The sequence below is a fragment of the Streptomyces sp. NPDC007808 genome, from assembly GCF_042868655.1.
In the GTDB taxonomy this organism is placed as follows: Bacteria; Actinomycetota; Actinomycetes; order Streptomycetales; family Streptomycetaceae; genus Streptomyces.
The window spans coordinates 515318-541628 of record NZ_JBIAEQ010000005.1; the positions used below are offsets into that span (position 1 = coordinate 515318).

At 72.0% G+C, this 26311-nt stretch carries 25 protein-coding genes; 9 read left to right on the forward strand and 16 right to left on the reverse strand.

Annotated elements, in window-relative coordinates; translation table 11 throughout:
* Positions 1-129: 129 nt before the first annotated feature.
* The 4 genes from ACFYNL_RS21550 to ACFYNL_RS21565 form a co-directional block, all read right to left on the reverse strand.
* Positions 130-1032, reverse strand: a complete 903-nt coding sequence (locus tag ACFYNL_RS21550; RefSeq protein WP_388805886.1) for a LysR family transcriptional regulator — start codon at positions 1030-1032, stop codon at positions 130-132.
* A gap of 269 nt (positions 1033-1301) precedes the next feature.
* Positions 1302-3437, reverse strand: coding sequence for a putative bifunctional diguanylate cyclase/phosphodiesterase (locus tag ACFYNL_RS21555; RefSeq protein WP_388805889.1), 2136 nt, complete (start codon positions 3435-3437; stop codon positions 1302-1304).
* Positions 3434-4246, reverse strand: coding sequence for an SAM-dependent methyltransferase (locus tag ACFYNL_RS21560; protein WP_388805892.1), 813 nt, complete (start codon positions 4244-4246; stop codon positions 3434-3436). Before ACFYNL_RS21560 ends, ACFYNL_RS21555 begins: the two co-directional genes overlap by 4 nt.
* Before the next feature lie 373 nt (positions 4247-4619).
* Positions 4620-5624 carry an SCO0930 family lipoprotein gene (locus ACFYNL_RS21565; RefSeq protein ID WP_388805895.1) on the reverse strand — a complete coding sequence of 335 codons (1005 nt, stop codon included), beginning with the start codon at positions 5622-5624 and terminating at the stop codon, positions 4620-4622.
* 346 nt (positions 5625-5970) lie between these two features.
* On the opposite strand from ACFYNL_RS21565, the gene ACFYNL_RS21570 reads away from it, so the two are divergent.
* From ACFYNL_RS21570 to ACFYNL_RS21580, 3 genes are all read left to right on the forward strand, one after another.
* Entirely contained in the window at positions 5971-6540 is a 570-nt protein-coding gene (locus tag ACFYNL_RS21570; protein ID WP_388805898.1) for a hypothetical protein, read from the forward strand.
* Between the two features lie 15 nt (positions 6541-6555).
* Positions 6556-7320, forward strand: coding sequence for a hypothetical protein (locus tag ACFYNL_RS21575; RefSeq protein WP_388805901.1), 765 nt, complete (start codon positions 6556-6558; stop codon positions 7318-7320).
* Between the two features lie 251 nt (positions 7321-7571).
* Positions 7572-8081: a hypothetical protein gene (locus ACFYNL_RS21580; RefSeq protein WP_388805903.1), complete on the forward strand. Its 510-nt coding sequence runs from the start codon at positions 7572-7574 to the stop codon at positions 8079-8081.
* A 116-nt stretch (positions 8082-8197) separates the two neighbouring features.
* Here ACFYNL_RS21580 and ACFYNL_RS21585 read toward each other — a convergent pair whose 3' ends face one another.
* Complete coding sequence (locus tag ACFYNL_RS21585) at positions 8198-8695, reverse strand: hypothetical protein (protein WP_388805905.1); 498 nt, start codon at positions 8693-8695, stop codon at positions 8198-8200.
* Between the two features lie 331 nt (positions 8696-9026).
* On the opposite strand from ACFYNL_RS21585, the gene ACFYNL_RS21590 reads away from it, so the two are divergent.
* Positions 9027-9689 carry a class F sortase gene (locus ACFYNL_RS21590; RefSeq protein ID WP_388805907.1) on the forward strand — a complete coding sequence of 221 codons (663 nt, stop codon included), beginning with the start codon at positions 9027-9029 and terminating at the stop codon, positions 9687-9689.
* Between the two features lie 42 nt (positions 9690-9731).
* Here ACFYNL_RS21590 and ACFYNL_RS21595 read toward each other — a convergent pair whose 3' ends face one another.
* Together ACFYNL_RS21595 and ACFYNL_RS21600 are read right to left on the reverse strand one after the other, a co-directional pair.
* Positions 9732-10580: a polysaccharide deacetylase family protein gene (locus ACFYNL_RS21595; protein ID WP_388805910.1), complete on the reverse strand. Its 849-nt coding sequence runs from the start codon at positions 10578-10580 to the stop codon at positions 9732-9734.
* Positions 10581-11348: 768 nt separating this feature from the next.
* Positions 11349-12161, reverse strand: a complete 813-nt coding sequence (locus tag ACFYNL_RS21600) for an alpha/beta fold hydrolase (RefSeq protein ID WP_388805913.1) — start codon at positions 12159-12161, stop codon at positions 11349-11351.
* 57 nt (positions 12162-12218) lie between these two features.
* On the opposite strand from ACFYNL_RS21600, the gene ACFYNL_RS21605 reads away from it, so the two are divergent.
* Complete coding sequence (locus tag ACFYNL_RS21605; protein ID WP_388805916.1) at positions 12219-12692, forward strand: MarR family winged helix-turn-helix transcriptional regulator; 474 nt, start codon at positions 12219-12221, stop codon at positions 12690-12692.
* Between the two features lie 9 nt (positions 12693-12701).
* On the opposite strand, the gene ACFYNL_RS21610 is transcribed toward ACFYNL_RS21605, so the two are convergent.
* Complete coding sequence (locus tag ACFYNL_RS21610; RefSeq protein WP_388805919.1) at positions 12702-13844, reverse strand: CapA family protein; 1143 nt, start codon at positions 13842-13844, stop codon at positions 12702-12704.
* 240 nt (positions 13845-14084) lie between these two features.
* On the opposite strand from ACFYNL_RS21610, the gene ACFYNL_RS21615 reads away from it, so the two are divergent.
* The 3 genes from ACFYNL_RS21615 to ACFYNL_RS21625 all read left to right on the forward strand — a co-directional run bounded on the left by ACFYNL_RS21615 (position 14085) and on the right by ACFYNL_RS21625 (position 16105).
* On the forward strand, positions 14085-14633 hold the full coding sequence (locus tag ACFYNL_RS21615) for a sigma-70 family RNA polymerase sigma factor (RefSeq protein ID WP_388805922.1): 549 nt from the start codon (positions 14085-14087) through the stop codon (positions 14631-14633).
* A gap of 148 nt (positions 14634-14781) precedes the next feature.
* Positions 14782-15297: a hypothetical protein gene (locus ACFYNL_RS21620; protein WP_388805925.1), complete on the forward strand. Its 516-nt coding sequence runs from the start codon at positions 14782-14784 to the stop codon at positions 15295-15297.
* 151 nt (positions 15298-15448) lie between these two features.
* Positions 15449-16105: a zf-HC2 domain-containing protein gene (locus tag ACFYNL_RS21625; protein WP_388805928.1), complete on the forward strand. Its 657-nt coding sequence runs from the start codon at positions 15449-15451 to the stop codon at positions 16103-16105.
* 30 nt (positions 16106-16135) lie between these two features.
* Here the strand turns inward: ACFYNL_RS21625 and ACFYNL_RS21630 are convergent, their stop codons facing one another.
* From ACFYNL_RS21630 to ACFYNL_RS21640, 3 genes are all read right to left on the reverse strand, one after another.
* Positions 16136-16999, reverse strand: a complete 864-nt coding sequence (locus tag ACFYNL_RS21630) for an Fpg/Nei family DNA glycosylase (RefSeq protein ID WP_388805931.1) — start codon at positions 16997-16999, stop codon at positions 16136-16138.
* A gap of 34 nt (positions 17000-17033) precedes the next feature.
* On the reverse strand, positions 17034-19121 hold the full coding sequence (locus tag ACFYNL_RS21635) for a SpoIIE family protein phosphatase (RefSeq protein WP_388805934.1): 2088 nt from the start codon (positions 19119-19121) through the stop codon (positions 17034-17036).
* Between the two features lie 90 nt (positions 19122-19211).
* Positions 19212-20474, reverse strand: coding sequence for a DUF6777 domain-containing protein (locus ACFYNL_RS21640; RefSeq protein WP_388805937.1), 1263 nt, complete (start codon positions 20472-20474; stop codon positions 19212-19214).
* Positions 20475-20609: 135 nt separating this feature from the next.
* On the opposite strand from ACFYNL_RS21640, the gene ACFYNL_RS21645 reads away from it, so the two are divergent.
* Positions 20610-22031 (forward strand): lipase maturation factor family protein, encoded by a 1422-nt coding sequence (locus ACFYNL_RS21645; protein WP_388805940.1) that lies wholly within the window; start codon positions 20610-20612, stop codon positions 22029-22031.
* Here the strand turns inward: ACFYNL_RS21645 and ACFYNL_RS21650 are convergent.
* Genes ACFYNL_RS21650 through ACFYNL_RS21670 form a run of 5 tightly spaced genes read right to left on the reverse strand, consistent with a single transcriptional unit; the run spans position 22019 to position 26283 of the window.
* A complete protein-coding gene (locus tag ACFYNL_RS21650) occupies positions 22019-22852 on the reverse strand; it encodes an amidohydrolase family protein (protein ID WP_388805943.1) in 834 nt (277 codons plus the stop codon). The genes ACFYNL_RS21645 and ACFYNL_RS21650 overlap by 13 nt on opposite strands.
* Positions 22849-23199 (reverse strand): L-rhamnose mutarotase, encoded by a 351-nt coding sequence (locus tag ACFYNL_RS21655; RefSeq protein ID WP_388805946.1) that lies wholly within the window; start codon positions 23197-23199, stop codon positions 22849-22851. The genes ACFYNL_RS21650 and ACFYNL_RS21655 overlap by 4 nt, the downstream gene beginning before the upstream one ends.
* A complete protein-coding gene (locus ACFYNL_RS21660) occupies positions 23199-24182 on the reverse strand; it encodes an aldo/keto reductase (protein WP_388805949.1) in 984 nt (327 codons plus the stop codon). The genes ACFYNL_RS21655 and ACFYNL_RS21660 overlap by 1 nt, the downstream gene beginning before the upstream one ends.
* Entirely contained in the window at positions 24179-24934 is a 756-nt protein-coding gene (locus tag ACFYNL_RS21665; protein ID WP_388805952.1) for an SDR family NAD(P)-dependent oxidoreductase, read from the reverse strand. Before ACFYNL_RS21665 ends, ACFYNL_RS21660 begins: the two co-directional genes overlap by 4 nt.
* The gene (locus ACFYNL_RS21670) at positions 24931-26283 is read right to left on the reverse strand and encodes an L-fuconate dehydratase (protein WP_388805955.1); all 1353 of its coding nucleotides are present in this window, start codon (positions 26281-26283) and stop codon (positions 24931-24933) included. Before ACFYNL_RS21670 ends, ACFYNL_RS21665 begins: the two co-directional genes overlap by 4 nt.
* Between the last annotated feature and the right edge of the window lie 28 nt (positions 26284-26311).

Consider the following 26311-nt stretch of genomic DNA (forward strand, 5'->3'; position numbering starts at 1 on the left):
CTGCGGGATGTCGTACGGCGGGATGTCGTACGGCGGGATGTCCGAACACCTCCGAGTCTTCGCACCCCTGGTCGCCCCGTCCAATGCCTGTTCCCGCGCGATTGATGCCGCCCCGGCATGGCCGCAGGTCTACGGCGTCCCGCTCGTCCGTGTGGCGGCGCGAACCGTCTCGACGAAGCTCACGACGCGCTGCGCTGGGCGCGAGGCGTTCCAGGCCAGGGCGACGTGTCCCGGCGCCACGTCGGCGACCGGGACGTACGCGATGTCGGACCGGGGGAACGCGGTCGCGGCGGAGTGCGGCACGAAGGCGACGCCGCGCCCGCCCCCGACGTACCCGAGGAGCTCCTCCATGTCGTGGAAGGCGGGACCGCGGCGTGGGCGGGTGCCGTCGGGACGCGGGTCGGCGTTCCACACGGCCGTCCAGGCCTGCGTCGCGTCGGCGTACTCCAGGACCGGGTCGTCGGCCAGTGCGGCCAGGCAGACCTTTGCGTCGTGGGCCCGCGGGTGATCGATCGGCAGCACGGCGGTGAGGTGCTCGGAGTACAGGGGCAGCAGTTCGAGCCCCTCGGCTTCCAGGGGCGGCCGCACGAACCCGACGTCGACGCCGCCGTCCAGGAGGACGCGTGCCTGGCTCCACCAGCGCAGACGTACCAGCTCGATGGGGACGTCGGGATGGCGTGCGGAGAACGCGTTGAGCGCCGGGCCGACATCCGTGCCGAGCATGAACCCGACCACCAGTGCGTCGTGTCCTGCGCTGATCCGGCGGGCCCGTTCCTGGGCGGCCTCCGCCGCGGCCAGCAGCTGCCTGGCGTCGTGCAGGAACTGCTCGCCGGCAGGAGTGAGCGTGACCTCGCGCGTGCTGCGCGTGAACAGCTCGACCCGCAGATCGTGCTCCAGCTGCCGTACCTGTCGGGAGAGTGCGGGCTGGGTGACGTGCAGGGCTACGGCCGCCCGGCCGAAATGCCGGCGCTCGGCCACGGCGACGAAGTAGCGCAGTCTGCGCAGATCCAGGTCGATCGGCCGGTCAGCCATGTGCCCCACCCTAAGAGGTCTGCGCGCTGCGAGCGTCCGGTCGGGTCACGTGCTCCGGTGCCGTCAGGGGCAGCACCCCGCAGCGCCCTCGCCGCGGAACCGGGTGGGCGCTCGGGCCACGCGGCGCGGTGCCGGAGCACGTGAGCCGGGCGGGCACCGTGGGCGGGTCTGCGGGCGCTCCCGCACCTGCCCGCCGGGCGAGCGGGCAGGTGCACCGGGGCGGCCGTACGGGCCCTGGAGACAGGCGACTTCCCCGTACGGCCGCGGGGTCACCCCGCCGCGTCCACCAGCGCCAGCTCGTGCAGCCGCTCCGGCGGGCCCGGGCGGGCGTAGTACCAGCCCTGGGCGGTGTCGCAGCCCAGTATCCGCAGCTGATCGGCCTGGGCGCCGGTCTCCACGCCCTCCACCGTCACCGCGAGGTTCAGGCTGTGGGCGAGGGAGACGATCCCCTCGACGATCTTCAGGTCGACGGGGTCCGCCGGGAACCGCTGCATGCTCTGGGTGAAGGAGCGGTCCAGTTTGAGGACGCTCACCGGCAGCCGGCGCAGGTTGGCGAGGTTGGAGTAGCCGGTGCCGAAGTCGTCCAGGGCGATGTCGACGCCCATCTCGGCCAGCCGGCGCAGCGGCTTCAGCAGGTCGTCGTCGGCGCCGATCAGGGCCGACTCCGTGACTTCCAGGCACAGGGCGTCCGGCGCGACACCCGCGCGCTCCAGGATGTCCACCGTGTCCTGCACGAGGCCGGGGTGGGTGAGCTGGCACGGCGAGAGGTTGACGTTGATCCGCAGCGGGCCCGCGGCGTGGTGGCGTTCTCGCCACTCGCGCGCCTGACGCACCGACTGCTCCAGCACCCAGCGGCCGAGCGGGACGATGAGTCCCGTGTGCTCGGCGAGCGGGATGAACCGGTCCGGCCCGAGGATGCCGTGCTGCGGATGCAGCCAGCGCACCAGGGCCTCCGCGCCGCGCACGCTGCCGTCGCCGAGGTGGACCAGCGGCTGGTACTCGATGAAGAACTCGCCGCGCTCCAGGGCCGTCGGCAGCGCCGTGGTCAGCCCGTGCCGGGTGATGGCGCGGGCGTCGGCCTCGGGGTCGGCCAGCTCGAAGCGGTTGCCGCCGGCCGACTTGGCCCGGTACATCGTGATGTCGGCGCTGCGCAGCACCTCCGCCGGGCTGCGCTCCCCGGCCGGCCCCTCGACGATGCCGATGCTGCCGCGCACGGTCAGCTCCCGGCCGTCCACGCTGATCGGCGCGACCAACGCGTTCATGATGCGGGTGGCGAGCTCGTCCACCTCGCGCTCGGTGTCGGGTCCGGTGGTCAGGGCCACGAACTCGTCGCCGCCGAGCCGCGCGACCATCTCGCCGGGCGCGGTGGCGCAGGACTGCAGCCGGTCGGCGACCTCGACGAGCAGCCGGTCGCCGGCCGCGTGACCGAGGCTGTCGTTGACGGTCTTGAAGCCGTCCAGGTCGAGGTAGCACAGGCCGAACCGCTGTCCTTCGCCGGCACCCAGTGCCTTCTCCAGGCGTTCGAAGAAGAACGTGCGGTTGGGCAGGCCCGTGAGGGCGTCGTGCGTGGCCTCGTAGCGCAGTCGCAGATTGAGCAGGCGCCGCTCGGTGGTGTCCTCCATCAGGGCCAGCTGGTACTGCGGTTCGCCGTCGGCGTCACGCAGAAGGGAGACCGTGAGGTTGGTCCACAGGACCGTCCCGTCAGGACGGTAGAAGGCCTTCTCGACGTGGTAGTGCTCGCGCTCGCCGCGCACGAGCTCGTCGTAGAGCTTCCAGGTCTGCGGCGCGTCCTCGGGGTGGGTCCACTCCTTGACGTTGCGGCTGCGGATCGCCTGTTCGGAGACCCCGAACATACGCAGCAGCGCCCCGTTGACCTGCAGTATGTTGCCGGCGAGGTCGGAGATGCCGATTCCTATGGCCGCGCCCTCGAAGACCGCGCGGAAGCGGGCCTCGGTGGCGTGCAGCGCCTGCGCCACCACGCCCTGCGCCTTCAGCGCCGCCGCGGAGATCGCCTCCTGCTCGGCCAGTGTCCGCTCACGCAGCGCCTGGGCGTACCCGGCGGCCATGGCGTGCTGGAGCCGCGCCGATCGGGCCCGCAGGTCCTCCTGGTCGCCGTCGCCACCGCAGTAGAGCACCAGGTAGGCGTCCACACAGTCCAACGAGCGGCTGAGCGCCTCGGGGTCGGTGCAGTGCGCGGCGACGAGCGCGGCACCGACGGCCTTGCCCTCGTCCGCCGCGAAGGCCCTGGCCCTGAGCGCCTCGCTCAACCGCCGGGCCAACGGCAGCAGTTGGTCCTCGAACTCCGGCCGGGTCGACGACGTCGAGGTCACCGGGAAGACCGCCCGGCTCCAGATCGTCGCGAACCGGCGCAGTCTGTCCTCCGGCCCGTCCGGCCCCGCGCTCACGCCGTACGCCCCACGCCTGCGAACCCGGAGAAGGCATACGGGTCCTCGTCCTCCGGTGCGGTGTCCGGCCGCCAGAGCGGCATCGGCACCAGTCCCGGTTCCACCATGTCGTACCCCTCGAAGAACCGCGCGATCTCCTCGCGCGAGCGCATGATCAGCGGGTTGCGAATGTCCTTGTATACGTCGACCGTGCCCTTGGCCCGCCCCTCGGGCAGCGGGATTCCCTCGTACGAGGCATGTGTGAGCACCAGCATGCTGCCGGGGGCGAGTGCGTCACGCAGCTCGGCCACCGCCCTGCACGGGTCGTCCTCGTCCTCCACGAAGTGCAGTATGGCAACGAGCAGCAACGCCACCGGCCGCTTCAGATCGATGAGGCGCTCGACCTGCGAACTCGTCAGGATGTCCTGGGGCTTGCGCAGGTCCGCGGCGACGACGTCCGCGCCGTCGTTGCCCTCCAGGACGGCCTGGCTGTGCGCGACGGCGACCGGGTCGTGGTCGACGTACACCACGCGGGCGCCGGGGTCGGCCTTCTGGGCCACCTCGTGGACGTTCCCGAACGTCGGGATGCCGGAACCGATGTCCAGGAACTGCGTGATGCCCTCGTCGACCGCGAAGCGCACCGCGCGGCGCATGAACGCCCGGTTCGCCTGCATGATCTTGGGGAGCCCCGGCATGAACTCCATGGCCTTGCGGGCTGCTTCCCGGTCGACCTCGAAGTTGTGCGAACCGCCCAGGTAGTAGTCGTAGATCCGCGAGACACTGGGCACCGAGATGTCGATGCTCCGTGGGGCCCAGGCGGGACGCTCCATCTATCTCTCCAAGGCTTAGGCGATCCGGTGTTCGAGCAGAGGCTACTGATCGCCCGCCAAAGGAGCGAGCGGAAACGGAAATTGACCATCCGTTCCCGGTCACTGCCAGCGGCACGTGCCGTATTGATGCCCCGTACACCGGGCGCGAAAAGCACCCGAAGCATTCCACAGAGTTCCGAACCATGGTGAAGAGGGCGAAGGATACGGGTGAACGACGACAAACCGGTCCGCCCCCTGCTGGTGGAACCGCAGGGGGCGGACCGGTCGGGTCGGGCGCGCCGTCCGTTCGTCCGGCACTCTCTCCGTTTCGTCCCTCCCTTCCGTGGTCGGTGCTCGACCGGGTGAGGCGATCAACCCTGGGGAGGTGTGATCTCTACTGCTGGGGCGCGCCGACCGGCTTGCCGTCGGGGCGGATGGCGTACCAAGTACCGCCGACGCCCTGACCGTTGGTGTCTCCGGGCTTCTTGTCACCGGCGAAGGTGTAGATCGGGACGCAGTCGATGGTCTGCTGCTTCAGCCCGTCGGGCCGGTCGAAGACCACGTAGCCCTGCCCCCGGGGACCGGAGCCCTTCAGGTCGATGCCCTCGGTGTCCTCGGCGTCGACCGGCTCGATGACCGGCCACTTCTCCAGACAGGCGCCGGTGCACGCCGTCTTCATCGGCCAGGGCGAGTCCTTCATGAAGCGGTAGACCGTCATGCCGTTCTTGTCGATGACGATCTCGCCGAGCTTGGGGTCCTCGCGCGTGGACAGCCCGGGCAGGTCGCCGGCGCCGGCCGCCTCCGCGCCCCCCTTCGCCTTCTTGCCGTCGGGGGCGAGCGCGTACCAAGTACCGCCGACACCCTGGCCGTTGACATCACCGGCGGCGGTGTCCTTGGCGAAGCGGTAGGCCGGCCAGCCGTCCACGGTCAACTGCTTGGTGCCGTCGGACCGGGTGACCGAACCGAGCAGCGACTTGTCGATACCGGCGCCGGCCGTGGCGTCGTCCGCGGGAACCGGCGGCCACTTCTTCGCGCAGTCGCCGTCACAGCTGGACTTGGGCGGCTCCGCGGTGTCCTTGTCGAAACGGTAGAGCGTCAGACCGGCGCTGTCGGTGAGCACCTTGCCGAGTTCCTGGTTGGTGGAGACGGACAGCTCACCGGCGGAGGCCCCCTGTGCCGCGGCATTCTCCTGGCCGGCCGCGCCGACTCCGGCGCCGGTGCCCGTGCCGGTTCCGCTCCCCAAACCGGTGCCGGCGGTCCCGTAGTCACCGGCCGCGGCCGTGGCACCCACGTTCTGGCTGCTCGCCGGCGGGGCGGTTTCCTGCCCACATGCCGTCGTCAGCGCCAGCACTGCCACGGCGCTCACCACGAGCGAGGCGCTCCGCCACGAGGTCTTCATCGTCAACTCCCCATACTCACAAGGGTGTTGCAGCGCCCTGCTGCGCCGCCGCACGACAAGAGGTACGCACGAGAGCCATGGCTGTGTTCAACGGGCGCGCAAATTTCTTTCCGGAAGCATCGGACGCGGGTCCTCCGAACCCCGGCCACCCCACGTGCGCATCGCACGCGCGTACGCCCCGGCAGTCACGTCCGCGCCCGCCGGTCAAACCATCGAGGGCCATTCGTCGCCCGTTCGGGGCATTCCGCCCGCGCTGCGGCGTGCCGGAGCACACACCGGCCTCAGGATCTTCGTCGTGCATGCACTCGATCCGACCCAATCCGCCGTGACGACAAGGTTGTTGACGGTGGCGACGCTGACCTGGCTGCTGGTCGCGGCGCCGGCCGGCGTGGCGGTTGCCGACGCCTGCGCGTACGCCGGCACCGGTCCGGACGGCGCGCAGGCGGTGGCGGTGGCCGGGAGCCGCACCTGGCCGACGCCTCCGCAGTGCCCGGCACCGACGCCGACACCCACACCAACACCAACCCCGACGCCGACACCCACGCCCACGCCGGACCCCGTGCCCCCGACACCGCCACCGCCACCGCCGAAGCCCACGCCCACCGCGAAACCCGAGCCACCGCGTCCCGCGCCACCGCCACCCCCGGCCGCACCGGCCCCGCGGCCCGCGCCGCCCCGGCCGCGGCCGGTCCCGACACCGCCTCCCGCGCCGGAGCCGACGCCCACCCCGGCCGCACCCGCGCCGAAACCGTCCGTCAAGCCCACCCCGAGCCCGTCCACGACCCCCGTGCACTACCCGCCCTACCGCGCCGCCCCGCACCGGCGCCCGGCGCACGACGCGCCGTCACCTCTCACTTTCGTCCTGCTCATCGCGGCACCCGCGATCGTCGCCGTCGCCGCACTGCGTCCGCGCTGACCCTGGAGGCTTCCGTTGCCGGAATGGCTTGTTCTCACCCTCGCGATGCTGGCTGCCTGCGCCGTGGTGGTCATCATCACCTTCGTACGGCACCGCACCGCCCCCGAGGACGAGGACCCCTCCGAGACCCCTGACGTCATCGAGTACATGACGATGTGGATCGGCGTGGTGTACGCCATCGTCCTAGGCCTGGCCATCGCCGGCGTGTGGGAGGGCCGCAGCGCCGCGCAGGACCACGTACAGGCGGAGGCCACGGCGCTGCACGAGATCTCGGAGCGCGTCCGGGTCTATCCGGCCGACACCCGCGACCGCATTCGGGACGATGTCAACGCCTATGTCGGACACGTCGTCACCACCGAGTGGAAGACGATGTCCGAGGAGGGCCGGGTCACCGAACGCGGCACCGCGCTCCTGCAGCGCATCCGTCAGGACGTCACCGACTACCAGCCGGGGTCGGACTTCGAGGCCCAGGCCTACCAGCCGCTCCTCGACCAGGTGACCGCCGCCGACCAGGCCCGTATCGCCCGCGCGAACTCCACCGGCGAGACCATGCCGGGCGTGGTGTGGTTCGGGCTCATCGCGGGCGGTGTCGTCACCATCGGGATGATCTTCGCCCTGCAGATCCGGCGCACGCCCCGCGAGCTGGTCCTCGCCGGTGTGTTCTCCGCACTGATCGCCTTCCTGCTCTTCCTCATCTGGGATTTCGACGCTCCGTACAGCCGGGGCGTCACGGCGTCGGCCGAGCCCTTCTTCGATCTGTTCCCGCACATCAAGGGCTGACGGGCTCACCGGGCGCTCCGGCCGGGGGAGGCGGGCACGCGGCGACGCACCCGATGTGCGGGCCGCCACGCCGTGCCGGTCCCCCGGTGGTGGGAGCGGCTTCCCCTGAGCGGCCCACACCTGTGCCCCATTCGCACGACAGCGATCGCGCGCGGGTGCGCGTCTTCCTAGCGTTCGGATCATCGAGGTGCATGCCCGACACGAGCGGAAGAAGGTCCGCAGCAGCTCCTCGGGGACCCGGAGGGAACACCATGCGCGCGATACGCGTTGCTTCGGCCGCACTGCTGGGCGTCAGCGCCCTCGCCATGACCGCCCCCGCCGCGCAGGCGAGCGGTGAGTCCGACGGCTTCCGAGTCGGTGTCCTGCCCTCCACCGTCGCTCCCGGCGGCCGGGTCACCCTGCGCGCGACCGGCTGCGAGAAGAGCGTGAGCGTGTCCTCGGGCGTCTTCGACACCGTCATCATCCCGCGGGGGTACACGACGGCCAGGGCGAAGGTCGACTGGGAGGCCAAACCGGGTGCGGTGTACGAGGTGTCCTTCCACTGCGGCACGTTCTGGCAGGACGTCGACCTCACCATCGCCGGCGGCCGGCACGTCAGCCCGGTGCCCGACTACCGGCAGCACGGCGTCCAGGCGGGCGAGGGGGGCAGCCTGGCCGACCTGAACCTGAAGCAGATCGGGCTGGGTGCCGCGCTCATCACGGCTTCGCTCGGGACGGCGTACCACCTCTCCCGGCGCCCCGGCGGCGAGGACGGCGGCTGACAGGGCCCGTATGGCATCGCCCGGACATGGCTTCGCCCCGGATCCCCGCGAAGGGGGCCGGGGCGAAGGTGTGTCCACGTGCGGCCTGGGTGCCTGTGTCTGCGCCGGACAGCCCCTCAGATCTGCTTCTCCGAGCGCCGCCGCATCCAGAACACACCGCCGCCGACCAGGGCAACGGCGATGAGCCCGGCGCCGATGGCCATGTCGGTCGGCGTCGCTCCCGTGGAGGTGCTGCCGCCGACGCCGCCCCTGACACCGCCGATGACGGTGAAGGCGTTGGGGTGCGTCAGGGGTCGGCCGGCGCCGTCGCAGTGGACCGTGATGCTGTGCGCGCCGGGCTTCGCGTGCCGGTCGATCGTCGCGGTGCCCTTGGCCGTACTGCCGCTGACCGGGAACAGCCGGGTGGGCTGGAAGGCGTCCGAGGTCGCCGTGCCGCCTTTCGGGCAGCCGTCGACGGTGATGGTCAGCTGCCCGCCGCGCGCGATGACGCTGGGCATGGCGACGATGTTGCTGGGACCGACGGGCATGCCGTCCCGAGCTTCCGCCGCCGGGGCGGCGAGGCCGAGGGCGGCGACCGCGGTGGCAGCGGCCGCCAGGGCACGAGTAGTACGCATGTGATCCTCCGCGGAAGACGCCCCGGGAACCGTCCCCGGTCGATCGGCGAGAAAGCGCCTCCCAGAAAGACCCTCAGATGCCGTGCCCGAGGCCGCATTTCGGCGATGGTCCGTCCTGGTGAGAGGACACGCCGACCGATGAGCCCACAATCCGATATTGCCGCAGGTCACGGACCGTCAGAATTTTCCTGCCGACGGCAACTCGGATGGCGCACCGGCGAAAGGGGGGCCACCCGTTCGCATCCGCCCCGTCGCCGGTTCCCGGCGCGCGACTTAGCGTTTTCGTATGCGCGATTGACGTGGCGACGGCCGCGTCGAGAGGGGAAGCCGAATGTATGGGTCCGAGCAGGCCGAAGAGGAGGAGCGGCGGAAGAAGCATGCTCCTTGGGGCGTGATAGCGCTTGTTCTGCTGACCGGTCTCGCGCTCATTCGCAATGGCTCGGGGGAGTTCGACACGGGACCGCCGCAGCCCGCCTCGGCGGCGGCCGCGGACAGCCGGGTGCCGGGCGGCGTCTTCGCGGCGGCCGCGCGGCCGCTGCCGTACGCCATGCCGGATCGGGTGCGGATTCCCGGGATCCAGGTCGACGCGCCGATGATCCCGGTCGGATTGGACATGGACGGCTGGATCGGCGCGCCGCCACCCGAGGATCCCAACCTGGCGGGCTGGTTCACCGGTTCCGTGTCCCCCGGCGAGAAGGGCACGGCGGTGGTCGTCGGCCATGTCGACAACGCTCAGGGGCCCGCGGTGTTCTACGGGCTCGGCTCCCTCAGGCAGGGAAATCGTGTCGAGATCGTCCGGCAGGACGGAAAGACGGCTGTTTTCGAGATCTACGGCGTGGAGGTGTTCGAGAAGGACAACTTTCCCGGCGACCGGGTCTACGCGTCGAAAGGCACCGCCGAATTGCGGGTCATCACCTGCGGCGGTGGTTTCTCCAAGCAGAACGGTTATGACGGGAATGTCGTCGCCTTCGCCAGCCTGGTCGAGGTGCGCTGAACGTTCCGCACCGGGCCGGCGAAATCCGTCGCGACAATTCCGTCAGGCGTACTTGTGCTCGGGGACGGTGACGAAGTATCCGGCGTCGAGCAGCTGCGGCAGGTAGGAACGCAGCGCCATGACGCTCTGGGAGCGGTCGCCCCCGGCGTCGTGCGAGAGCACCACGACGCCGGGGGCGGCGCCGTTCTCGACCCGGTCGACGATGGTGCGGGTGCCCGGGGCCATCCAGTCGAGGGTGTCGACCGTCCAGGCCAGCGGCTCCATGCCGAGCTCGGCGCCGAGTTGGAAGGCGGCACGGTTCCAGGCGCCGTAGGGGGCCCGGAACCAGAGGGGGCGGTCGCCGTAGGCCGCCTCGACGATGTCGCTGGTGCGCTCCATCTCGGCGCGGATGCGGGCCCGGCTGAGACCGGTGAGCAGCGGGTGGGACCAGGTGTGGTTGCCGACCACATGGCCCTCGTCGGCCATCCGCGCCAGCAGGTCCTTGTTGTCGGCGACCATCTCGCCGCACACGAAGAACATCGCGCGTACGTCGTACTCGCGCAGGATGTCCAGGATGTAGGGGGTGTACCGGGCGTCGGGTCCGTCGTCGAAGGTCAGCACCATGGTGCGGCCCCGTCCGGACACCCGCAGGAACGGCGCGCGCCGTACGAGGGGCCGGCGGGGCGCCGTACGGGGCGGGCCGTATCCCGTCAGGGGCTGGAGTCGATAGGCGGAGGGCTTGAGCGCGCGGTGCGCCTGCGGGCCCGCGGCCGGGGCGGCGGGCCGGATCGGCTTCTCGCCCGCGATCGTCGTGAACAGTCCGGCGGCGCCGGCGGCTCCGACGGCGGCGGCACCGGCGAGCAGCGCGCGGCGCCGCGTGAGCGGACCTGTGAGCGACTGATCCTTCGTCATGACTCATCAGTCGCCCGGGGAGGGACCGGTGGACCACGGCGGCACCGGGACGGCGGCAGGAAAACCCTCGACCGGCCGAGCCCGGGTGGCGGCCGCGCCTGACTTGTGACGTGGGGTCAGCCGCGGGCGACGGCCGCAGACCAGGTCGAGGTGGCCCATGCGGACCTCGGCCTCGCCTGCCTCGCCGACGTCGGTGTGGGTGCCGGTGTCGCGGATTCCGGTGTCGGAGGTGAGGCGGTCGAGGCCGTGCCGGGCCGGTCTCCCCGCGGGTGAGGGCGAGTTGGTGGGCGCCGATGCGGACGTCAGCCGAGGCGTGGGTGCGGGGCAGGGTGCCCATGGGACAGGGGTCCGAGGCGTCCGCGCGCAGCCGGACGAAGGTGCGGTGCCGGATGCGGACCTGTTCGGGCAGGCCGGCACCCGGGGTCCGGCGGCCCCGGCCCCATCCCCTCCTTCGAGGCCGAGCGCCGCCGGCGAGGGCAGTCCCTGAGTGGTGGTGGGACGTGACCCGTTCCTCGGGTGCCCCTTTTCCGCGGGAGGTTGCGCAGCGAAATGCGGAGACGAACCGCTCGGCGAGGGCGGAGGCGACGCGGCCGACACGGGGAGGGAGGCGGCCCGGCCGTAGCGGATGAAGCGGGGGCACCGGTGCGGCTCTGCACGGGCGCCCCCTTCGAAGGCCGAGCGGGAGACGGCGACCTTCCGCGAGATCCCGCGCACCCGACTCGGGTGCCGCCTCGCACGGTTCGGCGACCGTGGACTGTTGGCGGTGCGTCAGAGTGTTCGCAGGAACTCCAGCACGATCTCGTTGAAGACCTGTGGCTTCTCCATGTTCGGGTAGTGCCCGACGCCGTCGACGGTGAGCGACCGGCCGTCGGGCACGGTGCGGGCGACGCGTTCGGCCATCGCGATGCTGTCCGGTGCGTCGAGGGCGCCATGGACGGCCAGGACGGGGACGTCGATCTTCGGCAGGCGCGGCCAGGTGTCGGTCAGGGGCACGTGCCAGTCCTGTTCACCGGGCGTGTGCTTGGCGAGCGTGTGTGCGACCATCTCCCGAAGCCGGTGGACGACCTCGGGATCGACCTCGTCCACCGTGCGGTGCGGGCCTGCCACTCCCCGTGCGAAGTGGTCGAGCCAGCCTTCGACGTCGCCGGCGGCCAGCAGCCGGGCGGCCTCGGCCACGTGCTCCAGTGTCCCCGGGTCGGTGAACTCGAACTCGCTGGTCCCGGCTCCGCTGACGACGACCGCGCGGACCAGTTCGGGATGCTCCAACGCGGTGTCGGTCGCGACCGCCGAGCCCATGCACAGGCCGACCAGGGCCGCGGGGCCGACGTCGAGGTGGCGGAGCAGTCCGGCGAGGTCGTCGGCCCAGCGGAACGGGCGGCTCGCGTTGGCCGAGAAGCCGTGTCCGCGCACGTCGGGTGCGATCACCCGGTAGTGGGCGGCCAGGGCCGTCATCTGGTCGTCGAAGACGCGGTGGTCGGCGTAGCCGGAGTGCAGCAGCACCACGGGGTCCCCGGTACCCAGGTCGCGGTAGGCCAGGTCCCCGTCGGCAGAGGCGAAGAAGCTCAGTTCATCGACTGTCATGACAACCAAGGTGTCATCCTGGACCCACTTTGGCAACCCAGGTGTCATGATGGGCTGGTGACCGGATCCGAGGAACCACTCCCGCCCGATGAGCTCGGCCATCGCCTCACCGAGGTGTTCGACCTCGTGGGCCCGCTCTACCGGACCGCCGCGCGCAAGGTCGAGCTGGCCGAACCCATCGAGGGGGCGTCCGCCGGAGTGCGGGCCGTCCTGAACCTCCTGCGCCAGAACGGGCCCATGACCGTCCCGCAGATGGGCCGGGCCCAGGCGCTGAGCCGGCAGTTCGTGCAGCGCATGGTCAACGACGCGGCCGCACGGGGCTGGGTGGAGACCATCCCGAACCCGGCGCACCAGCGCTCGTCCCTGATCCGGCTCACCGAGACAGGCGGCGCGACCATCACGGCCGTACTCGCCCGTGAGCACACCCTCAACCGGCAGGTCGGCGGCGGACTGACCGACGCCGAGGTGCGGGCGTGCGTGCGGGTGCTGACCGAGATGGTGCGCACCTTCGATCACGTCGACGTCGACTGACCCGCTCCCCTACTCCCCCATCACCAGGCCGTCCTCCGCCGCCCCCCGGCTGAGCACGACGTCGCGGATCCGGTCCCGTACGCCGTTCAGCTCGGCGCCCTTGGCGATCGCGCGGTTGAGGTCGACCACCCGGCCGGCGTCGATGTCGAAGTACTGGGGGATGAACTCGGCCTTGGTCACCTCCCAGCGCCCGTCGGCGCGGTCGGGCGGCGCGAAGGTGAAGCGGCCCAGCGTGGACTGGTTGCCGCGCGGATCCTGCACGCCCTGGTGGTTGTACATCGCGCCCGCGACCTGGTCGCCCATGCCGTAGACCACCCAGGTGCCGTTCACCTTCTCGTACGCCTGCGGGACATGGGCGTGCGTGCCGAGGATCAGGTCGATGTCGGGGCGCTCGCCGGTCCGGGAGCCGGTGAGGGAGCGGGCGAGGGCCAGCTGCTGCTCGTCGGGCTCGTCCTGCCACTCGGTGCCCCAGTGCAGCGAGACGACGACCACGTCGGCGCCGGCCTTGCGGGCGGCGCGGGCGTCCGCCACGATCTTCCCCTCGTCGATGAGGTTGACGGCCCAGGGCTGCCCGGCGGGCAGCGGGAAGCCGCTGACGCCGTACGTGTACGCGAGGTGGGCCACCTTGGCGCGGCCCGCCCGCAGCACCGTGACGGCACGCGCCTCGCCCTGGGTGCGGGCCGTTCCCGCGTGGCGTACCCGTGCCTTGTCGAGGGCGTTCAGGGTGCGCAGGATGCCCGCGGCGCCGTCGTCGAGGCTGTGGTCGGAGGCGGTGGAGCAGCCGTCGTACCCGGTGGCGGCGACCCCGCGGGCGATCTCCGGCGGGGACTTGAAGGTGGGGTAGCCGGTGTACTGGCCGCCCTCTCCGTAGACGGTCTCCATGTGACACAGCGCCAGGTCGGCCCGCGAGACGACGGGTTCGACACCGGCCAGCATCGGGCGGAAGTCGTAGCCGGAGCCGCCCGCGTCGAAGCGCGCGCGGTCGATGACCGAGGTGTGCGGGAGGATGTCGCCGGAGGCGACGAGCGTGAAGCCGCGGGGGTCGGCGGAGGCGCCCGGATGCCCCAGCTTGTGGTTGTTGGCCTGGCAGGCGGCGCCTGCGGCGAGGGCGGCCGTCAGAGCGAGGGCCGCAAGTCGACTGCGTGCAATCATCAACTCACCCCGGATGGTCTTATTTACCCACCAATAGGTATGAATCTGGACCTGCTCGCAAACAATCCGGCCACTTCTGTTAGCCCGTCCGCGCACCGCCCCAGGCGGAACCGACCGTTCACCGGCCGACGCAGGCGGAAGGGACCGTTCGTCGAACCGTTCGTCGACGCGATCGACCGTCCGCCGCAGACCCGTGTGCGCGCCCTGTCCCGGAAGGGCCGCCTGCGATGCCATACGGCCATGACGGCCGGAACCACCCTGCCCCAAGGGACGACGACCGCCGAGCACGAGCTCGCCGCGCTGCAGCGCGAGCACGGCCGGCCCCTTTTCGCGCTCCTGCTCCGGCTCTGCGACGGCGACCGGCAGCGCGCCGAGGACCTCGTGCAGGAGACCCTGGTGCGCGCCTGGCAGCACCCCGAGGCGCTGCGCGCGGCTGACTTCGAGTCCGTGCGGCCCTGGCTCATGACGGTCGGGCGGCGGCTCGCGATCGACGCGCGGCGCGCCCGGCAGGCACGGCCGCCGGAGGTCGGCGACGCGATCCTGGAGAACGCTCGGGTGATCTCCGACCACGCCGAGCGGGCCGCCGAGATGCTGGACGTCCGTGAGGCTGTGAAGACACTCACTCCCGAGCACCGTGAAGTCCTGGTGCTCGTGTACTTCCAAGGGGCGAGTGTTGCGGAAGCCGCTCAAACCCTGGGGATCCCGCCCGGTACCGTGAAGTCCCGCGCTTACTACGCGCTGCGCGCCTTGCGCAGGGTGCTTCCGGGATACGCGGCCGACCTGCGGTGAAACCAATGGCTGAGTCAAACCTCCGTAAAGCGCCTTGCTGAAGACACCGGTTGAGTAATCGGCTGTCCTCATCCGTGTTCCGGATTGGGCCCCAGGGCCCAAGGGCCCCGGGTCGGGCGACGCACTCACCGGAGGAAGGCAGGAAGGGATGCTGCACAGAGGTCAAGAGAGCACGGACGGCACCGGCGGCGGTGAACTGGCCGTCCCCATGGCGTGGTTGTACGCCGAGTACATCGCCGACGAGCTGCTGCGCACCGGCGATCTGATGCCGCCGACGTCCTTCGAGTTCCGCGCCGGGCGCGACGCCCTGGCGCTGACCATCTTCCTGTCCGACACCGACGGCGAGCTCTCCGGCATCAGGGTCGTCACCCAGCTGGAGACCTGGCTCTCGCTGACGGCGTACGACCAGCCGTGGCAGGACTGGGTGGGCGAGCGCATGGCGGGTCTCGCGGCGGAGGCGGCCGAGGCCGGCGGACCCGCACCCGACCTGGAGCTGGCCGAGGCGGCCTGGCGCTGGCTGCAGGAGACCGAGCTGCTCGCCCCCGATCTCAACGCGGTTCCGGGCGGCGGTGCGCTGGTCGGCGAGGACGAGGGACCCAAGGTGTGGACCCCGGCGTGGCAGCTGGGGCTGCCGCTCGGGCACCTCGCCATCCATCTTTTTTGAGTTCTTTCCGCCTGGGACCAATCCTCGGGCCCGACCGCTCCGAATCCTTTGGTTGCGATTCGGTGCGTGGCTTGAGTGATTCGACTGTCTGGTGCGTACCAGTGGGCGCAAGGAGTAACCCACCCCGCACCCAACGGCACGAGGATTCGGCATGAGGTCCCTGGAGAGGCATCGCGACGTCGCCGCGTACGCGCTCGGCGTGCTGAACGAGGCGGAGGCGTTCCGCTTCGAGGACCACCTCATGGAGTGCCCGCGCTGCGCGGCAGAGGTGACCGAGTTCGGGCCCGTCACCCGCCAGTTGATGTTGTACCGGCGGTCCACGCCCCGGTTCGTGCACCCCATGGCCCAACCGGGCCCGCAGCTGCTGAACCGGCTGCTCGAATCGGTGGCGACCCGCCATCGTGCCCGCCGCCGGCGCACCCTGTACGCCGTGGCCGCCTCCGTGGTGTTCGCCTTCGCCGGCCCCACCGCCGCGATCATGGCGAGCGATGACGGCGGGGGAAGCGCACGGATCGTCCAGGCGACGGACGCCCGCTCGGGCGTGTGGGCGCAGGTCACCACCGAGGACGAGTTGTACGGCAGCCAGGTGGAGCTGAAGGTGAAGGACGCCGCGGGTCCGCGCGCCTGCCATCTGGTCGCCGTCGGCCGGGACGGCTCGGAGGAGACCGTGACCAGCTGGCACGCGGCCGACCACGACGCCCGCGAGGACACCATGACGGGTGCCACGGCGATGCACTCCGACGAGATCGTGCGCTACGAGGTGAGAACGTCGGGCGGGGAGCATCTGGTGACCCTGAAGCCCCGGTGACGAGGGTGCCCGGCTCCGGCGGCGCGGGGACTACTTCAGCAGCCTCGACAGCCTCCGGTCGGCCAGCGGCTTCCCGCCCGTCTGGCAGGTCGGGCAGTACTGCAGCGAGGAGTCGCTGAAGGAGACCTCGCGGACGGTGTCGCCGCACACCGGGCAGGGCTCACCGGTGCGGCCGTGGACGCGCAGGCCGCTCTTCTTCTCCGCCTTCAGCCGCCCGGCCGCCAGTCCGCGCGAGCGCTCGACCGCCTCGGTGAGGGTCGTCCGCAGGGCGGCGTACAGCCTCGCCGTCTCCTCGGCCGTCAGCGACGACGCCAGCTTGAAGGGGGACATTCTCGCCGCGTGCAGGATCTCGTCGCTGTAGGCGTTGCCGACCCCGGCGATGAGGCTCTGGTCGCGCAGGGCGCCCTTGATCTGACGGCGCTCGTCCTTCAGCAGGGCGGCGAAGCGCCCCTCGTCGAAGGCGTCGGCGAGCGGGTCGGGTCCCAGCCGCGCCACGCCGGGGACCTGCTGCGGGTCCCGCACCAGGTACACCGCGAGGCGCTTTTGGGTGCCGGCCTCCGTGAGGTCGAAGCCGGCGCCGGTCTCCAGGGCCACCCGAAGCGCGAGCGGGCCCTTGCCGGGGCGGGGCATGCCGCTGGGCAGCTCGTCCTTCCAGTGCAGCCAGCCGGCCCGCGCCAGATGGGTGACCAGGTGGGGACCGTCGGCCGTCCGGAGGTCGAGGAACTTGCCGTAGCGGTGCACGGCGATGACCTGATGGCCCTCCAGAGCGGTGACCGGGGGGTCGTACGTCTTGAGGACGCTGATCGCGACGGGCAGCACGCGGACGACCTCATGGCCCACCAGGTGCTCGGTCAGGAAGTCCTTGAGCGCTTCGACCTCGGGGAGTTCCGGCATACGTCCAGAGTGCCACCCGGCACCGGCAACGCCATCAGGGCCGCTCCGCGACCACGAACTCGCACCAGACCGCCTTGCCGCCGCCCCTGGCCTCCACCCCCCACACGTCCGTCAGCAGGTCGACCAGGAGCAGACCGCGGCCGGAGACTCCCGACTCCCCCGCCTCCCGGCGGCGTGGCAGCGCACTGGAGGAGTCCTCGACCTCGACGCGCAGCCGGCGCTCGGAGCCGGTGAGGACCCGCAGGGTCACGATCGCGGAGCCCTCGGTGTGCATCAGGGCGTTGGTGATCAGCTCGTCGGCCACCAGCTCGATCTCGTCGGCCCGTTCGGCGGCGCTCCAGGCGCGCACGGCGGCACGGATCATGTGCCGGGCCCCGGTGAGGGCCTCGGGGTCGCCGGGGGCGACGTGCTGCTGGAGGCGGCCGCCGGACTGCGGGGCGTCCAGGACGCGGCGGCGCAGCAGGAGCAGCGCCACGTCGTCGTCGCCGCCGCGTTCCTCGGCGACGTCGATGAGGCGGTCGGCGAGCTCCCGTACGTCGTGCGGGCCGGTGGCGATGAGGGCGGTGAGGGTCTGCATGCCGTCGTCCAGGTCGGCGCCGGGCTGCTCGACCAGGCCGTCGGTGCACAGCAGGAGGGTGTGGTCGGAGTCCAGCTCGATCGTGCTGACCGGGTACTCCAGACGCCCGAACTCCGCGGACAGGCCGAGGGGCAGCCCGCCCTCGACCGGGACGCGGCGGCAGGCGCCGCCCGGTTCGCGGATCAACGGGTCGATGTGACCGGCCCGGACGACCTGCACGACGCCGGTGGACAGGTCGGCCTCCGCGTACAGGCAGGTGGCGAAGCGGTCGGTGTCCAGTTCGTGCAGGAAGACGGAGGCGCGGGCCATCACCGTGGCCGGGGTGTGCCCCTCGGCGGCGTAGGCGCGCAGGACGATGCGCAGCTGGCCCATCACGGCGGCGGCGTGCGTGTCGTGGCCCTGGACGTCGCCGATGACGGCGCCGACGCGGCCGCCCGGCAGCGGGATGAGGTCGTACCAGTCGCCGCCGATGTCCCGGCCGAGGGAGCCCGCCGCTCCTGCCGCGCGGTAGCGCACGGCGACGTCCGCGCCGGGCACGCTGGGGATGGTGCGCGGCAGCATCGCCTGCTGGAGGCCGGTGGCGAGGTCCTTCTCCTGCTCGTAGAGCATGGCCCGCTGCAGGCTCTGGGCGATGCTGCTGCCGAGGGCCACGAGCACGTTGCGGTCCTCGGTGGAGAAGCCGTTGCGGTCGCTGTAGAGCAGGCCGATGGCGCCGATGGGCCGGGCCTGGGCGATCAGCGGCATGTAGGCGGCGGCTGTGATGTTCAGGTCGGTGATGTGCGGCCAGAGGATCGGGTAGCGGGCCGCGAACTCCTCCGGCGACTCGATGAAACGCGGGCTCAGGGTCCGTACGACCTCGCTCATCGGGTACTGCTCGTCGATCCGGGTGACCAGCGTCCCGGGTACGAAGCTGCCCGCGGGGCCCTCGGCGACGAGCCGGATGCGGCCGGCCTCGACCAGGCCCATCACCAGGCTGGTGGCGCCGAGGTGGGTGATGCCGTGGGTGTCCTTGAGGACGTCGATGACGTCCTGGACGGTACGGGCGTGCGCGAGGGCGGCCGTGGTGAGCTGGACGACGCTGGTCTGCTGCCGGCGAGCCTCGTCCTCGGCGCTCTGCTCGCCCCGCTCCTCGCTCTCGGCGAGTTCCTCGGTGGCGTCACGGACGATGCCGATGATGCGGCGGGGGCGGCCCGTCTCGTCGCGGCGGATGTAGCCCTGGGTGTGGGTCCAGCGCAGGGTGCCGTCGCGGCAGCGGATGCGGAAGTAGGCACCGTAGTTCTCGCTGCCGTCCTTCAGCGCCTTGGAGACCAGGCCGTCGAGCCGGAAGGACTCCGGCGGCGGTACCCGGATCGCCAGGGTCGCGGGGTTGCCGTCGTATTCGTCGGGGCGCACGTCGAAGACCTCGTGGGCCTGGGCGTCCATGTGGAGCAGACCGCTGTCCAGGTCCCAGTCGAAGCTGCCCATGCGGTTGAGCGCCAGGATCGGGTCCGGGTGGGCGGGCCAGTCGTCCGGGAGGGACAGGGCGCTCGCTCCCCGATCAACCATGGGGCCACCTTGCCAGGATTTGCCGGATTCTTCGACCGGGGCGACAGAACTGTTCTCACCGTGCGCCCGGTGCCTCTCCACCCGCGTCCGTCACCCGTCGAAGACGTCGGTGGGGCTGCCGAAGATGCTGTCGGAGGTCTCCGGGGCAGCGGGTATCAGCCCGGCGCCGTCCGAACGGTCGGGGCTTTGCGGTACCGCCCCGGTGCCGGTCTCCGCCGGATCGGAGGACTTCGGGGACGAGTCGGGGGCGGTCCCGGTCCCGGGCGCGCTGGGCTTCCCGGGCGGCTCGGGGGCGCGGTCGGGGGAGGCCGCCGCGGACGGGGCCGTACCGGTCGCCGTGGGGCAGCCGTAGGGGGCGGGGGCCGGTCCGGCCGAGGTGTCCGAGGCGCTCTCGGCCGGCGGGGGGTCGGTGGTGCCCGGGGTGGCGGTGGCCGCCGGGGTCACGCAGTCGGCCGGCGACCCTGTCGGGGAGGTGCGCTCGTCGGAGGGGGAGGTGGGTGCGCCGGACCGGGTCGCGCCCTCGCCCTCGGGGAGCCGGCCCTCCTCGCCGGGTGCGGTGGCGGTGGCGCTGTCGTGCGGATGCGGCGGCTTGGGCCGTGGCAGGGCGTGGTCGCGGCGGTGGCCCCGATGACCGGTCGGGCGTTCGATCCAGGTGTGGTCGGCGATGTCGATGATCGTGAGGTCGGTGATCACCTGGGGCGCCGGGGCCACCACGATCACCTGGCCCGGCCGGTACCCGGACCACGGCCGGCCGCCGACGCCGGGCTCGTCCCGCAGGCGTGCCGCCGGAGTGAGCGGGTTGCCGCAGGCGCAGCGCACCCGCGGCACGCCGTGGCGGTCGACGAGGACGGCGGTGCCCGCCTGAAGGACGGACTGGTAGCCGGTCGCACGGCCGGCACGGAAGCCGTGGTTGGTGACCCGGGTGTCGGCGCGCAGCACGACCGAGGTCAGGCTCCGCAGATGGCCGGGTACGGAGGCCGCGGAGATGCCCGCGGCCCGGGCGAAGGCCTGGGCCCTGCCCCGGTCGGACATGAGATGGCGGATCTGCCGCTCGACGTCACAGCTGCCGGCACCCCGGGTGCCGCCGTAGAGGCCGGGCGTACCGCCGGACAGGGTCCGCGGGCCGCTGTGCTCCGAGCGCGGCGGTTGCGGCGTGCGGGTGGTCGGGGGCGGGGTCGCCCCGGTGACCGCCGTGGTGTCGGTGAAGGGGTCCGGCCCCTTGGCCGCCGCGGGTTCGAGGAGGACTTCCGCGGTCGGTTCCATGCCCTGCACCGCGTTGCCGCCGCAGCCGGCGACGACGAGGGCCGCCGGGAGCGCGCAGGCCGCGACGACGACTGCGCTGGATGTCCGCACCACACCCTCCCATCCGTTTCGAACCTTTCGTGACCATTGTCTGTGTCACTCGCTCGGGTTACGCAAGCGGAGAGGTGGTATACGGAGAGTCACAAGCGTCTCGGGCGCGACACTGGAAACGAGGAGCACACGGCCGTGGACTGGTTCATCGCGCCCGAGTACTGGACGAGCCGGCTGGTCTTCCAGCGGGCCCTGGCCGGCGTGTATCTCGTCGCGTTCCTGACGGCCGCCCTGCAGTTCCGGGCCCTGATCGGCGAGCGCGGCATGCTGCCCGTGCCGCGCTTCGTCGAACGGGTGCCCTTCAAGGCCGCGCCGAGCCTGTTCCAGCTGCGCTACTCGGACCGGTTCTTCGCCTTCTGCGCCTGGTCGGGCTGTGCGGTGTCGGTGGCGTTGCTCGCCGGGCTGGACTCGGTGGTGCCGCTGTGGGGGGCCATGCTGCTGTGGCTGGTCCCCTGGGCGCTGTACCTGTCGATCGTCAACGTCGGCCAGACCTGGTACTCGTTCGGCTGGGAGTCCCTGCTGCTGGAGGTCGGCTTTCTCGCCGTCTTCCTCGGCAACGACGAGGTGGCGCCGCCGATCGTGGTGCTGTTCCTGCTGCGCTGGATCCTGTTCCGGGTGGAGTTCGGGGCGGGCCTGATCAAGATGCGGGGCGACGCCTGCTGGCGGAAGCTGACGTGCCTGGACCACCACCACGAGACACAGCCGATGCCGGGGCCGTTGAGCTGGTTCTTCCACCATCTGCCCAGGCCCCTGCACCGCGTGGAGGTGGCCGCGAACCACGTCACCCAGCTCGTCGTGCCGTTCGCCCTGTTCACCCCGCAGCCGGTCGCCACGGCCGCCGCCGCCCTGATGATCGTGACCCAGCTGTGGCTCGTCCTGTCGGGCAACTTCTCCTGGCTCAACTGGATCACCATCGTGCTGGCCCTGTCGGCGGTGGAGTTCCCGAGCGATCCGCCGGCCCTGCCGGACGCGCCCCTGTGGTACGAGGTCGTGGTCCTGGCGGTCGCCGCGCTGCTGCTGTTCCTCAGCTACCACCCGGTCGCCAACATGGTCTCCCGCCGCCAGGTCATGAACCGCTCCTTCGACCCGCTCCATCTGGTCAACACCTACGGGGCGTTCGGCAGCGTCAGCAGGATCCGGTACGAGGTGGTGATCGAGGGCACCGCCGACGAGGTACCGCGGCCGGACTCGGACTGGCGGGAGTACGAGTTCAAGGGCAAGCCGGGCGATCCCCGGCGCTGGCCCCGCCAGTTCGCGCCCTACCACCTGCGACTGGACTGGCTGATGTGGTTCGCCGCGCTGTCACCCGGGTACGCCGGGTCGTGGTTCGGCGCCCTGGTGGAGCGGCTTCTGGAGAACGACCGGGACACGTTGAGGCTGCTGCGCCGCTCGCCGTTCCCGCAGGACGCGCCGCCGCGCCACATCCGCGCCCGTCTCTTCCGTTACCGCTACACCACCTGGCGTGAGCTGCGGGAGACGGGCGCGTGCTGGGAGCGGACGTATGTGCGGGAGTATCTGCCGCCGACGCGGTTGGCGGACGCGGCTCACAGATCGTAGACCCGGACGGCGGTCCGCTCGAAGATCTCCGCGCGATCCGCCGGGCTCGTCAACGCCTCAGCCGTGGCGAGCACTTGCGCGTACGACGCGGCCGGTGTGCACACCGGCCAGTCCGAGCCGAACATCAGGCGCCGCGGGCCGAACGCCTCCAGCACCACATCCGCGTACGGGCGCAGGTCCTCGACCGTCCAGGCGGCGGGGTCGGCCTCGGTGACCATGCCGGAGAACTTGCAGACGGTGTTGGGGAGGGCGGCCAGGGAGCGGACCGAGGTCTCCCACGGTTCCCGCTCGCCGGCGGCGATGGGTGGTTTGCCGAGGTGGTCGAGGACGAAGGTCAGGCCGGGGTGGCCTGCGGCGGCCTCCACGCAGGCCGGCAGTTGGTGCGGCAGCACCACCAGGTCGTAGACCAGCCCGGCGTCGGCCACGGCGGCCAGGCCGCGCCGTACGTCCGCGCGCAGCAGCCACCGGGGGTCGGGCTCGCCCTGGACCTGGTGGCGGACGCCCTTCAGGTACGGCCCGCCCGGCAGCTCCCGCAGCCGGGCCAGTTCCTCGGCGATGTCCGCACGGGTGAGGTCGGCCCAGCCGACGACACCCGCGATCAGCTCGTGCTCGGCGGCGAGGGCCAGGAACTCGGGGGTCTCCTCGGGCACGGTGACGGTCTGGACGAGGACCGTACGGTCGACTCCGGCGGCCCGCGCCTCGGGGGCGAGGTCGGCCACGGTGAAGTCGCGCCTGAGCGGCGCCAGTGCGGGGCCGGTGATCCAGTCCTGGTCGCGTACCGCCAGGTCCCAGACATGGTGATGGGCGTCGACGACCGTCACGACCGCTCCCGGACGACGGGCAGGCCGGCGTCCGCACCGGCCCCGGAGCGGTCGTGCACCACCTCCGGCAGCTCGGTCCTGCGGGCGGGCCGGGCCACGTCGACCGGCAGTCGCTCCGGTGCGGTGAGGAGGCGGCCGTGGTCCTCGCACTCCAGGACATGGAACAGGTCGCTGCCTCCGCCACGCTCGCATGCGTTCGCGCGGGGGGACCCCCAGCGCCGGACGGTCCCGGACGTGGCGCCGACCGCCCGGATCGCGTCCGTGGGTTCGTTCGGGACCTCGCGGTGGGCGGCCTCGACCTCGGCGACAGGGGCCGCGCGGACCCTGGTGTGCAAGGCGACTCTCATCACTGCTCCTCGGCGGGGACGGGGGCGTCGGGCGGCAGCAGGCCCGTGGCGCGCAGCTCCTGCCACAGGGCGGCGGGCACGGGGGCGGCGAACTGGTGGGCGCAGTCGACGACCTCGAGCGCCGAGCGGGCGCCGACGAGGACGCTCGCGACCGCCGGGTGGGCGGCGCAGAAGGCCAGGGCCGCGGCCCGCAGGGTGACGCCGTGCCGGTCGGCGACGGACTTCAGCCGCAGGGCGCGGTGCAGCAGCTCGGGGGACGCGGTGGCGTAGTCGTACGTGGCGCCCGGCCTCGGGTCCGCCAGGAGGCCGGAGTTGAAGGCGCCACCGATCACGACGGAGACGCCGCGGGCCTGGGCGGCGGGCAGCAGGTCGGTGAGGGCCCGCTGGTCGAGCAGCGTGTAGCGGCCGGCGCACAGCACCACGTCGACGTCGGTGTCCTGGACGAAGCGGGTGAGCATCTCCACCTGGTTCATACCGGCGCCGATCGCGCCGACGACGCCCTGCGCGCGGAGCTTCTCCAGCGCCGGATAGCCCTCGCGGAAGGCCCACTCGGCGTGGTCGTCGGGGTCGTGGAGGTAGACGATGTCGACGCGGTCCAGGCCGAGCCGGGTCAGGCTCGCCTCCAGGGTGCGGCGTACGCCGTCCTCGCTGAAGTCCCAGACCCGGCGGTGGGTGGCGGGGACGGCGAAGCCGTCGCCCAGGTCGTCGCCGCCCGCGTCCCACGGCTCCAGACGCCGGCCCACCTTCGTGGAGATGGTGTACCGGTCGCGGGGGCGCTCGCGCAGGGCCGCGCCGAGGCGGCGTTCCGACAGGCCGAGGCCGTAGTGCGGTGCCGTGTCGAAGTAGCGGATGCCCCGCTGCCAGGCGGCGTGCACCGCCTCGTGCGCCTGCTCCTCGCCGACCTCGGTGTAGAGGTTGGCGATGGCGGCGGCTCCGAAGGCCAGCTCGCTGACCTCGACGCCGCTGCCGCCGAGCCGCCTCACCGGCTCACCGGCCGCGGGCGAAGGCCCTGCATGCCGCCGTCCACGGCGAGGGCGGTTCCGGTCGTGGCCCCGGACAGCGGGCTCGCCAGGTAGGCGATGGCGCCCGCGACCTCCTCGGCCGAGACGAGCCGGCCGGTGGGCTGGCGGGCCTCCAGCGCGGCGCGTTCGGCAGCGGGGTCGGAGGCGGCGTCGAGCAGCCGGCCGACCCAGGGGGTGTCCACGGTGCCCGGGTTGACGCAGTTGACGCGGATGCCCTCGCGGACGTGGTCGGCGGCCATGGCGAGGGTGAGGGCGTACACGGCGCCCTTGGTCGCGCTGTACAGCGCCCGCTGCGGCAGTCCGGCCGTGGCCGCGACGGAGCAGGTGTTCACCATCGCCGGGTGCGACGACTCGCGCAGGTGGGGCAGGGCCGCCCGGGCGACCCGCACCATGCCGACGACGTTGACGTCCATGACCCGGTGCCACTCGGTGTCGTCGTTGTCCTCGACGGTGCCCCGGGCGCCGACGCCGGCGTTGTTGACCACCACGTCGAGTCCGCCGAGGTCGGCCACGGCGGCCGTCACGGCCTCGCGCACGGAGACGTCGTCGGTGACGTCGGCGCGGAAGGCGAGCAGCGGCTTGTCGATGCAGGACGGATCCAGGTCGAGGACGGCGACCCGGGCTCCGCGCGCGGCGAGGAGCTGCGCCGTGGCCCGGCCGATGCCGGAGGCGCCTCCGGTCACCAGCGCCTTGAGACCGTCGAAGTCGCTCATGCCGCGTGCCCTTTCTGCTGCGTCTGGAGGTCGGCGGCCCAGAAGGCGCCGTCCGGGAACGTGTACCGGGCGATCGACTCGGGTCGCATGGCGGCCGAGAAGCCCGGCGCGGTGGGTGCCGTGTAGCGGCCTTCGCGGATCACCACGGGGGTGAGGAAGTGGTCGTGCAGATGGTCGACGTACTCGATGACGCGGTTGTCGGTGGTGCCGGTGACGGCGACGTAGTCGTACATCGACAGGTGCTGGACGAGTTCGCACAGTCCGACACCGCCGGCGTGCGGGCAGACCGGGACGCCGAACTTGGCGGCGAGCAGCAGCACGGCGAGGTTCTCGTTGACCCCGCCGACGCGGGCCGCGTCGATCTGGACGACGTCCAGGGCGCCGGCCTGCAGGAGCTGCTTGAAGACGACGCGGTTGTGGACGTGCTCGCCGGTGGCCACCTTCACCGGGGCGACGGCCTCGCGGATCGCCGCGTGGCCGAGGACGTCGTCGGGGCTGGTGGGCTCCTCGATCCAGTACGGGTCGAACTCGGCGAGCGCCTTGGTCCAGCGGATCGCCTCCTCCACGTCCCAGCGCTGGTTGGCGTCGATCGCCATGCGGATGTCGGGGCCGACGACCGAGCGGGCGACACGGCAGCGCCGTACGTCGTCCTCCAGATCGGCGCCGACCTTCAGCTTGATCTGCCGGAAGCCGTCGGCGACGGCCTCGGCGGCGAGCCTGCTGAGCTTGTCGTCGTCGTAGCCGAGCCACCCGGGGGAGGTGGTGTAGGCGGGGTAGCCGTCCTCCAGCAGCCGGGAGGTGCGCTCCGCCGCCCCCTCCCGGCCCCCGCGCAGGATCTCCAGCGCTTCCTTCGGTGTCAGCGCGTCGGTGAGGTACCGGAAGTCGATCTGGCGGACGATCCACTCGGGGTCGGCGTCGGCGAGGAGGCGCCACAGGGGCTTGTCGGCCCGCTTGGCGGCCAGGTCCCACACGGCGTTCATGACCGCGCCGATCGCCATGTGCATCACGCCCTTCTCGGGCCCGAGCCAGCGCAGCTGGCTGTCCCCGATCAGGTCCCGGTTCAAGGACCCCGGGTCGGCGCACAGCTCGTCGACGGACCGGCCGACGACATGCCCGCGCAGTGCCTCGATCGCGGCGACCTGGACCTCGTTGCCCCGCCCGATGGTGAAGGTGAATCCGTGCCCCTCCGGCCCGTCCGGCGCGTCGGTGCGCAGGACGACGTAGGCGGCCGAGTAGTCGGGGTCCGGGTTCATGGCGTCGGAGCCGTCGAGTTCGCGTGAGGTGGGGAAGCGGATGTCGTGGGTGTCGAGCGCCGAGATGCGGCAGGAGGGGCCGGGGGTCGGGGACACAGGGGGCCTTTCGGTCGGTGACGTCGAT

Excerpts from the sequence above, each read along its gene's own strand:
- ACFYNL_RS21595 (WP_388805910.1), bottom strand. The coding sequence starts at position 10,580 with ATGACGAAGGATCAGTCGCTCACAGGTCCGCTCACGCGGCGCCGCGCG.
- ACFYNL_RS21655 (WP_388805946.1), bottom strand. The coding sequence starts at position 23,199 with ATGAGAGTCGCCTTGCACACCAGGGTCCGCGCGGCCCCTGTCGCCGAG.
- ACFYNL_RS21560 (WP_388805892.1), bottom strand. The coding sequence starts at position 4,246 with ATGGAGCGTCCCGCCTGGGCCCCACGGAGCATCGACATCTCGGTGCCC.
- ACFYNL_RS21630 (WP_388805931.1), bottom strand. The coding sequence starts at position 16,999 with ATGCCGGAACTCCCCGAGGTCGAAGCGCTCAAGGACTTCCTGACCGAG.
- ACFYNL_RS21590 (WP_388805907.1), top strand. The coding sequence starts at position 9,027 with ATGTATGGGTCCGAGCAGGCCGAAGAGGAGGAGCGGCGGAAGAAGCAT.
- ACFYNL_RS21585 (WP_388805905.1), bottom strand. The coding sequence starts at position 8,695 with ATGCGTACTACTCGTGCCCTGGCGGCCGCTGCCACCGCGGTCGCCGCC.
- ACFYNL_RS21615 (WP_388805922.1), top strand. The coding sequence starts at position 14,085 with ATGACGGCCGGAACCACCCTGCCCCAAGGGACGACGACCGCCGAGCAC.
- ACFYNL_RS21580 (WP_388805903.1), top strand. The coding sequence starts at position 7,572 with ATGCGCGCGATACGCGTTGCTTCGGCCGCACTGCTGGGCGTCAGCGCC.
- ACFYNL_RS21625 (WP_388805928.1), top strand. The coding sequence starts at position 15,449 with ATGAGGTCCCTGGAGAGGCATCGCGACGTCGCCGCGTACGCGCTCGGC.
- ACFYNL_RS21600 (WP_388805913.1), bottom strand. The coding sequence starts at position 12,161 with ATGACAGTCGATGAACTGAGCTTCTTCGCCTCTGCCGACGGGGACCTG.
- ACFYNL_RS21635 (WP_388805934.1), bottom strand. The coding sequence starts at position 19,121 with ATGGTTGATCGGGGAGCGAGCGCCCTGTCCCTCCCGGACGACTGGCCC.
- ACFYNL_RS21620 (WP_388805925.1), top strand. The coding sequence starts at position 14,782 with ATGCTGCACAGAGGTCAAGAGAGCACGGACGGCACCGGCGGCGGTGAA.
- ACFYNL_RS21610 (WP_388805919.1), bottom strand. The coding sequence starts at position 13,844 with ATGATTGCACGCAGTCGACTTGCGGCCCTCGCTCTGACGGCCGCCCTC.
- ACFYNL_RS21665 (WP_388805952.1), bottom strand. The coding sequence starts at position 24,934 with ATGAGCGACTTCGACGGTCTCAAGGCGCTGGTGACCGGAGGCGCCTCC.
- ACFYNL_RS21565 (WP_388805895.1), bottom strand. The coding sequence starts at position 5,624 with ATGAAGACCTCGTGGCGGAGCGCCTCGCTCGTGGTGAGCGCCGTGGCA.
- ACFYNL_RS21550 (WP_388805886.1), bottom strand. The coding sequence starts at position 1,032 with ATGGCTGACCGGCCGATCGACCTGGATCTGCGCAGACTGCGCTACTTC.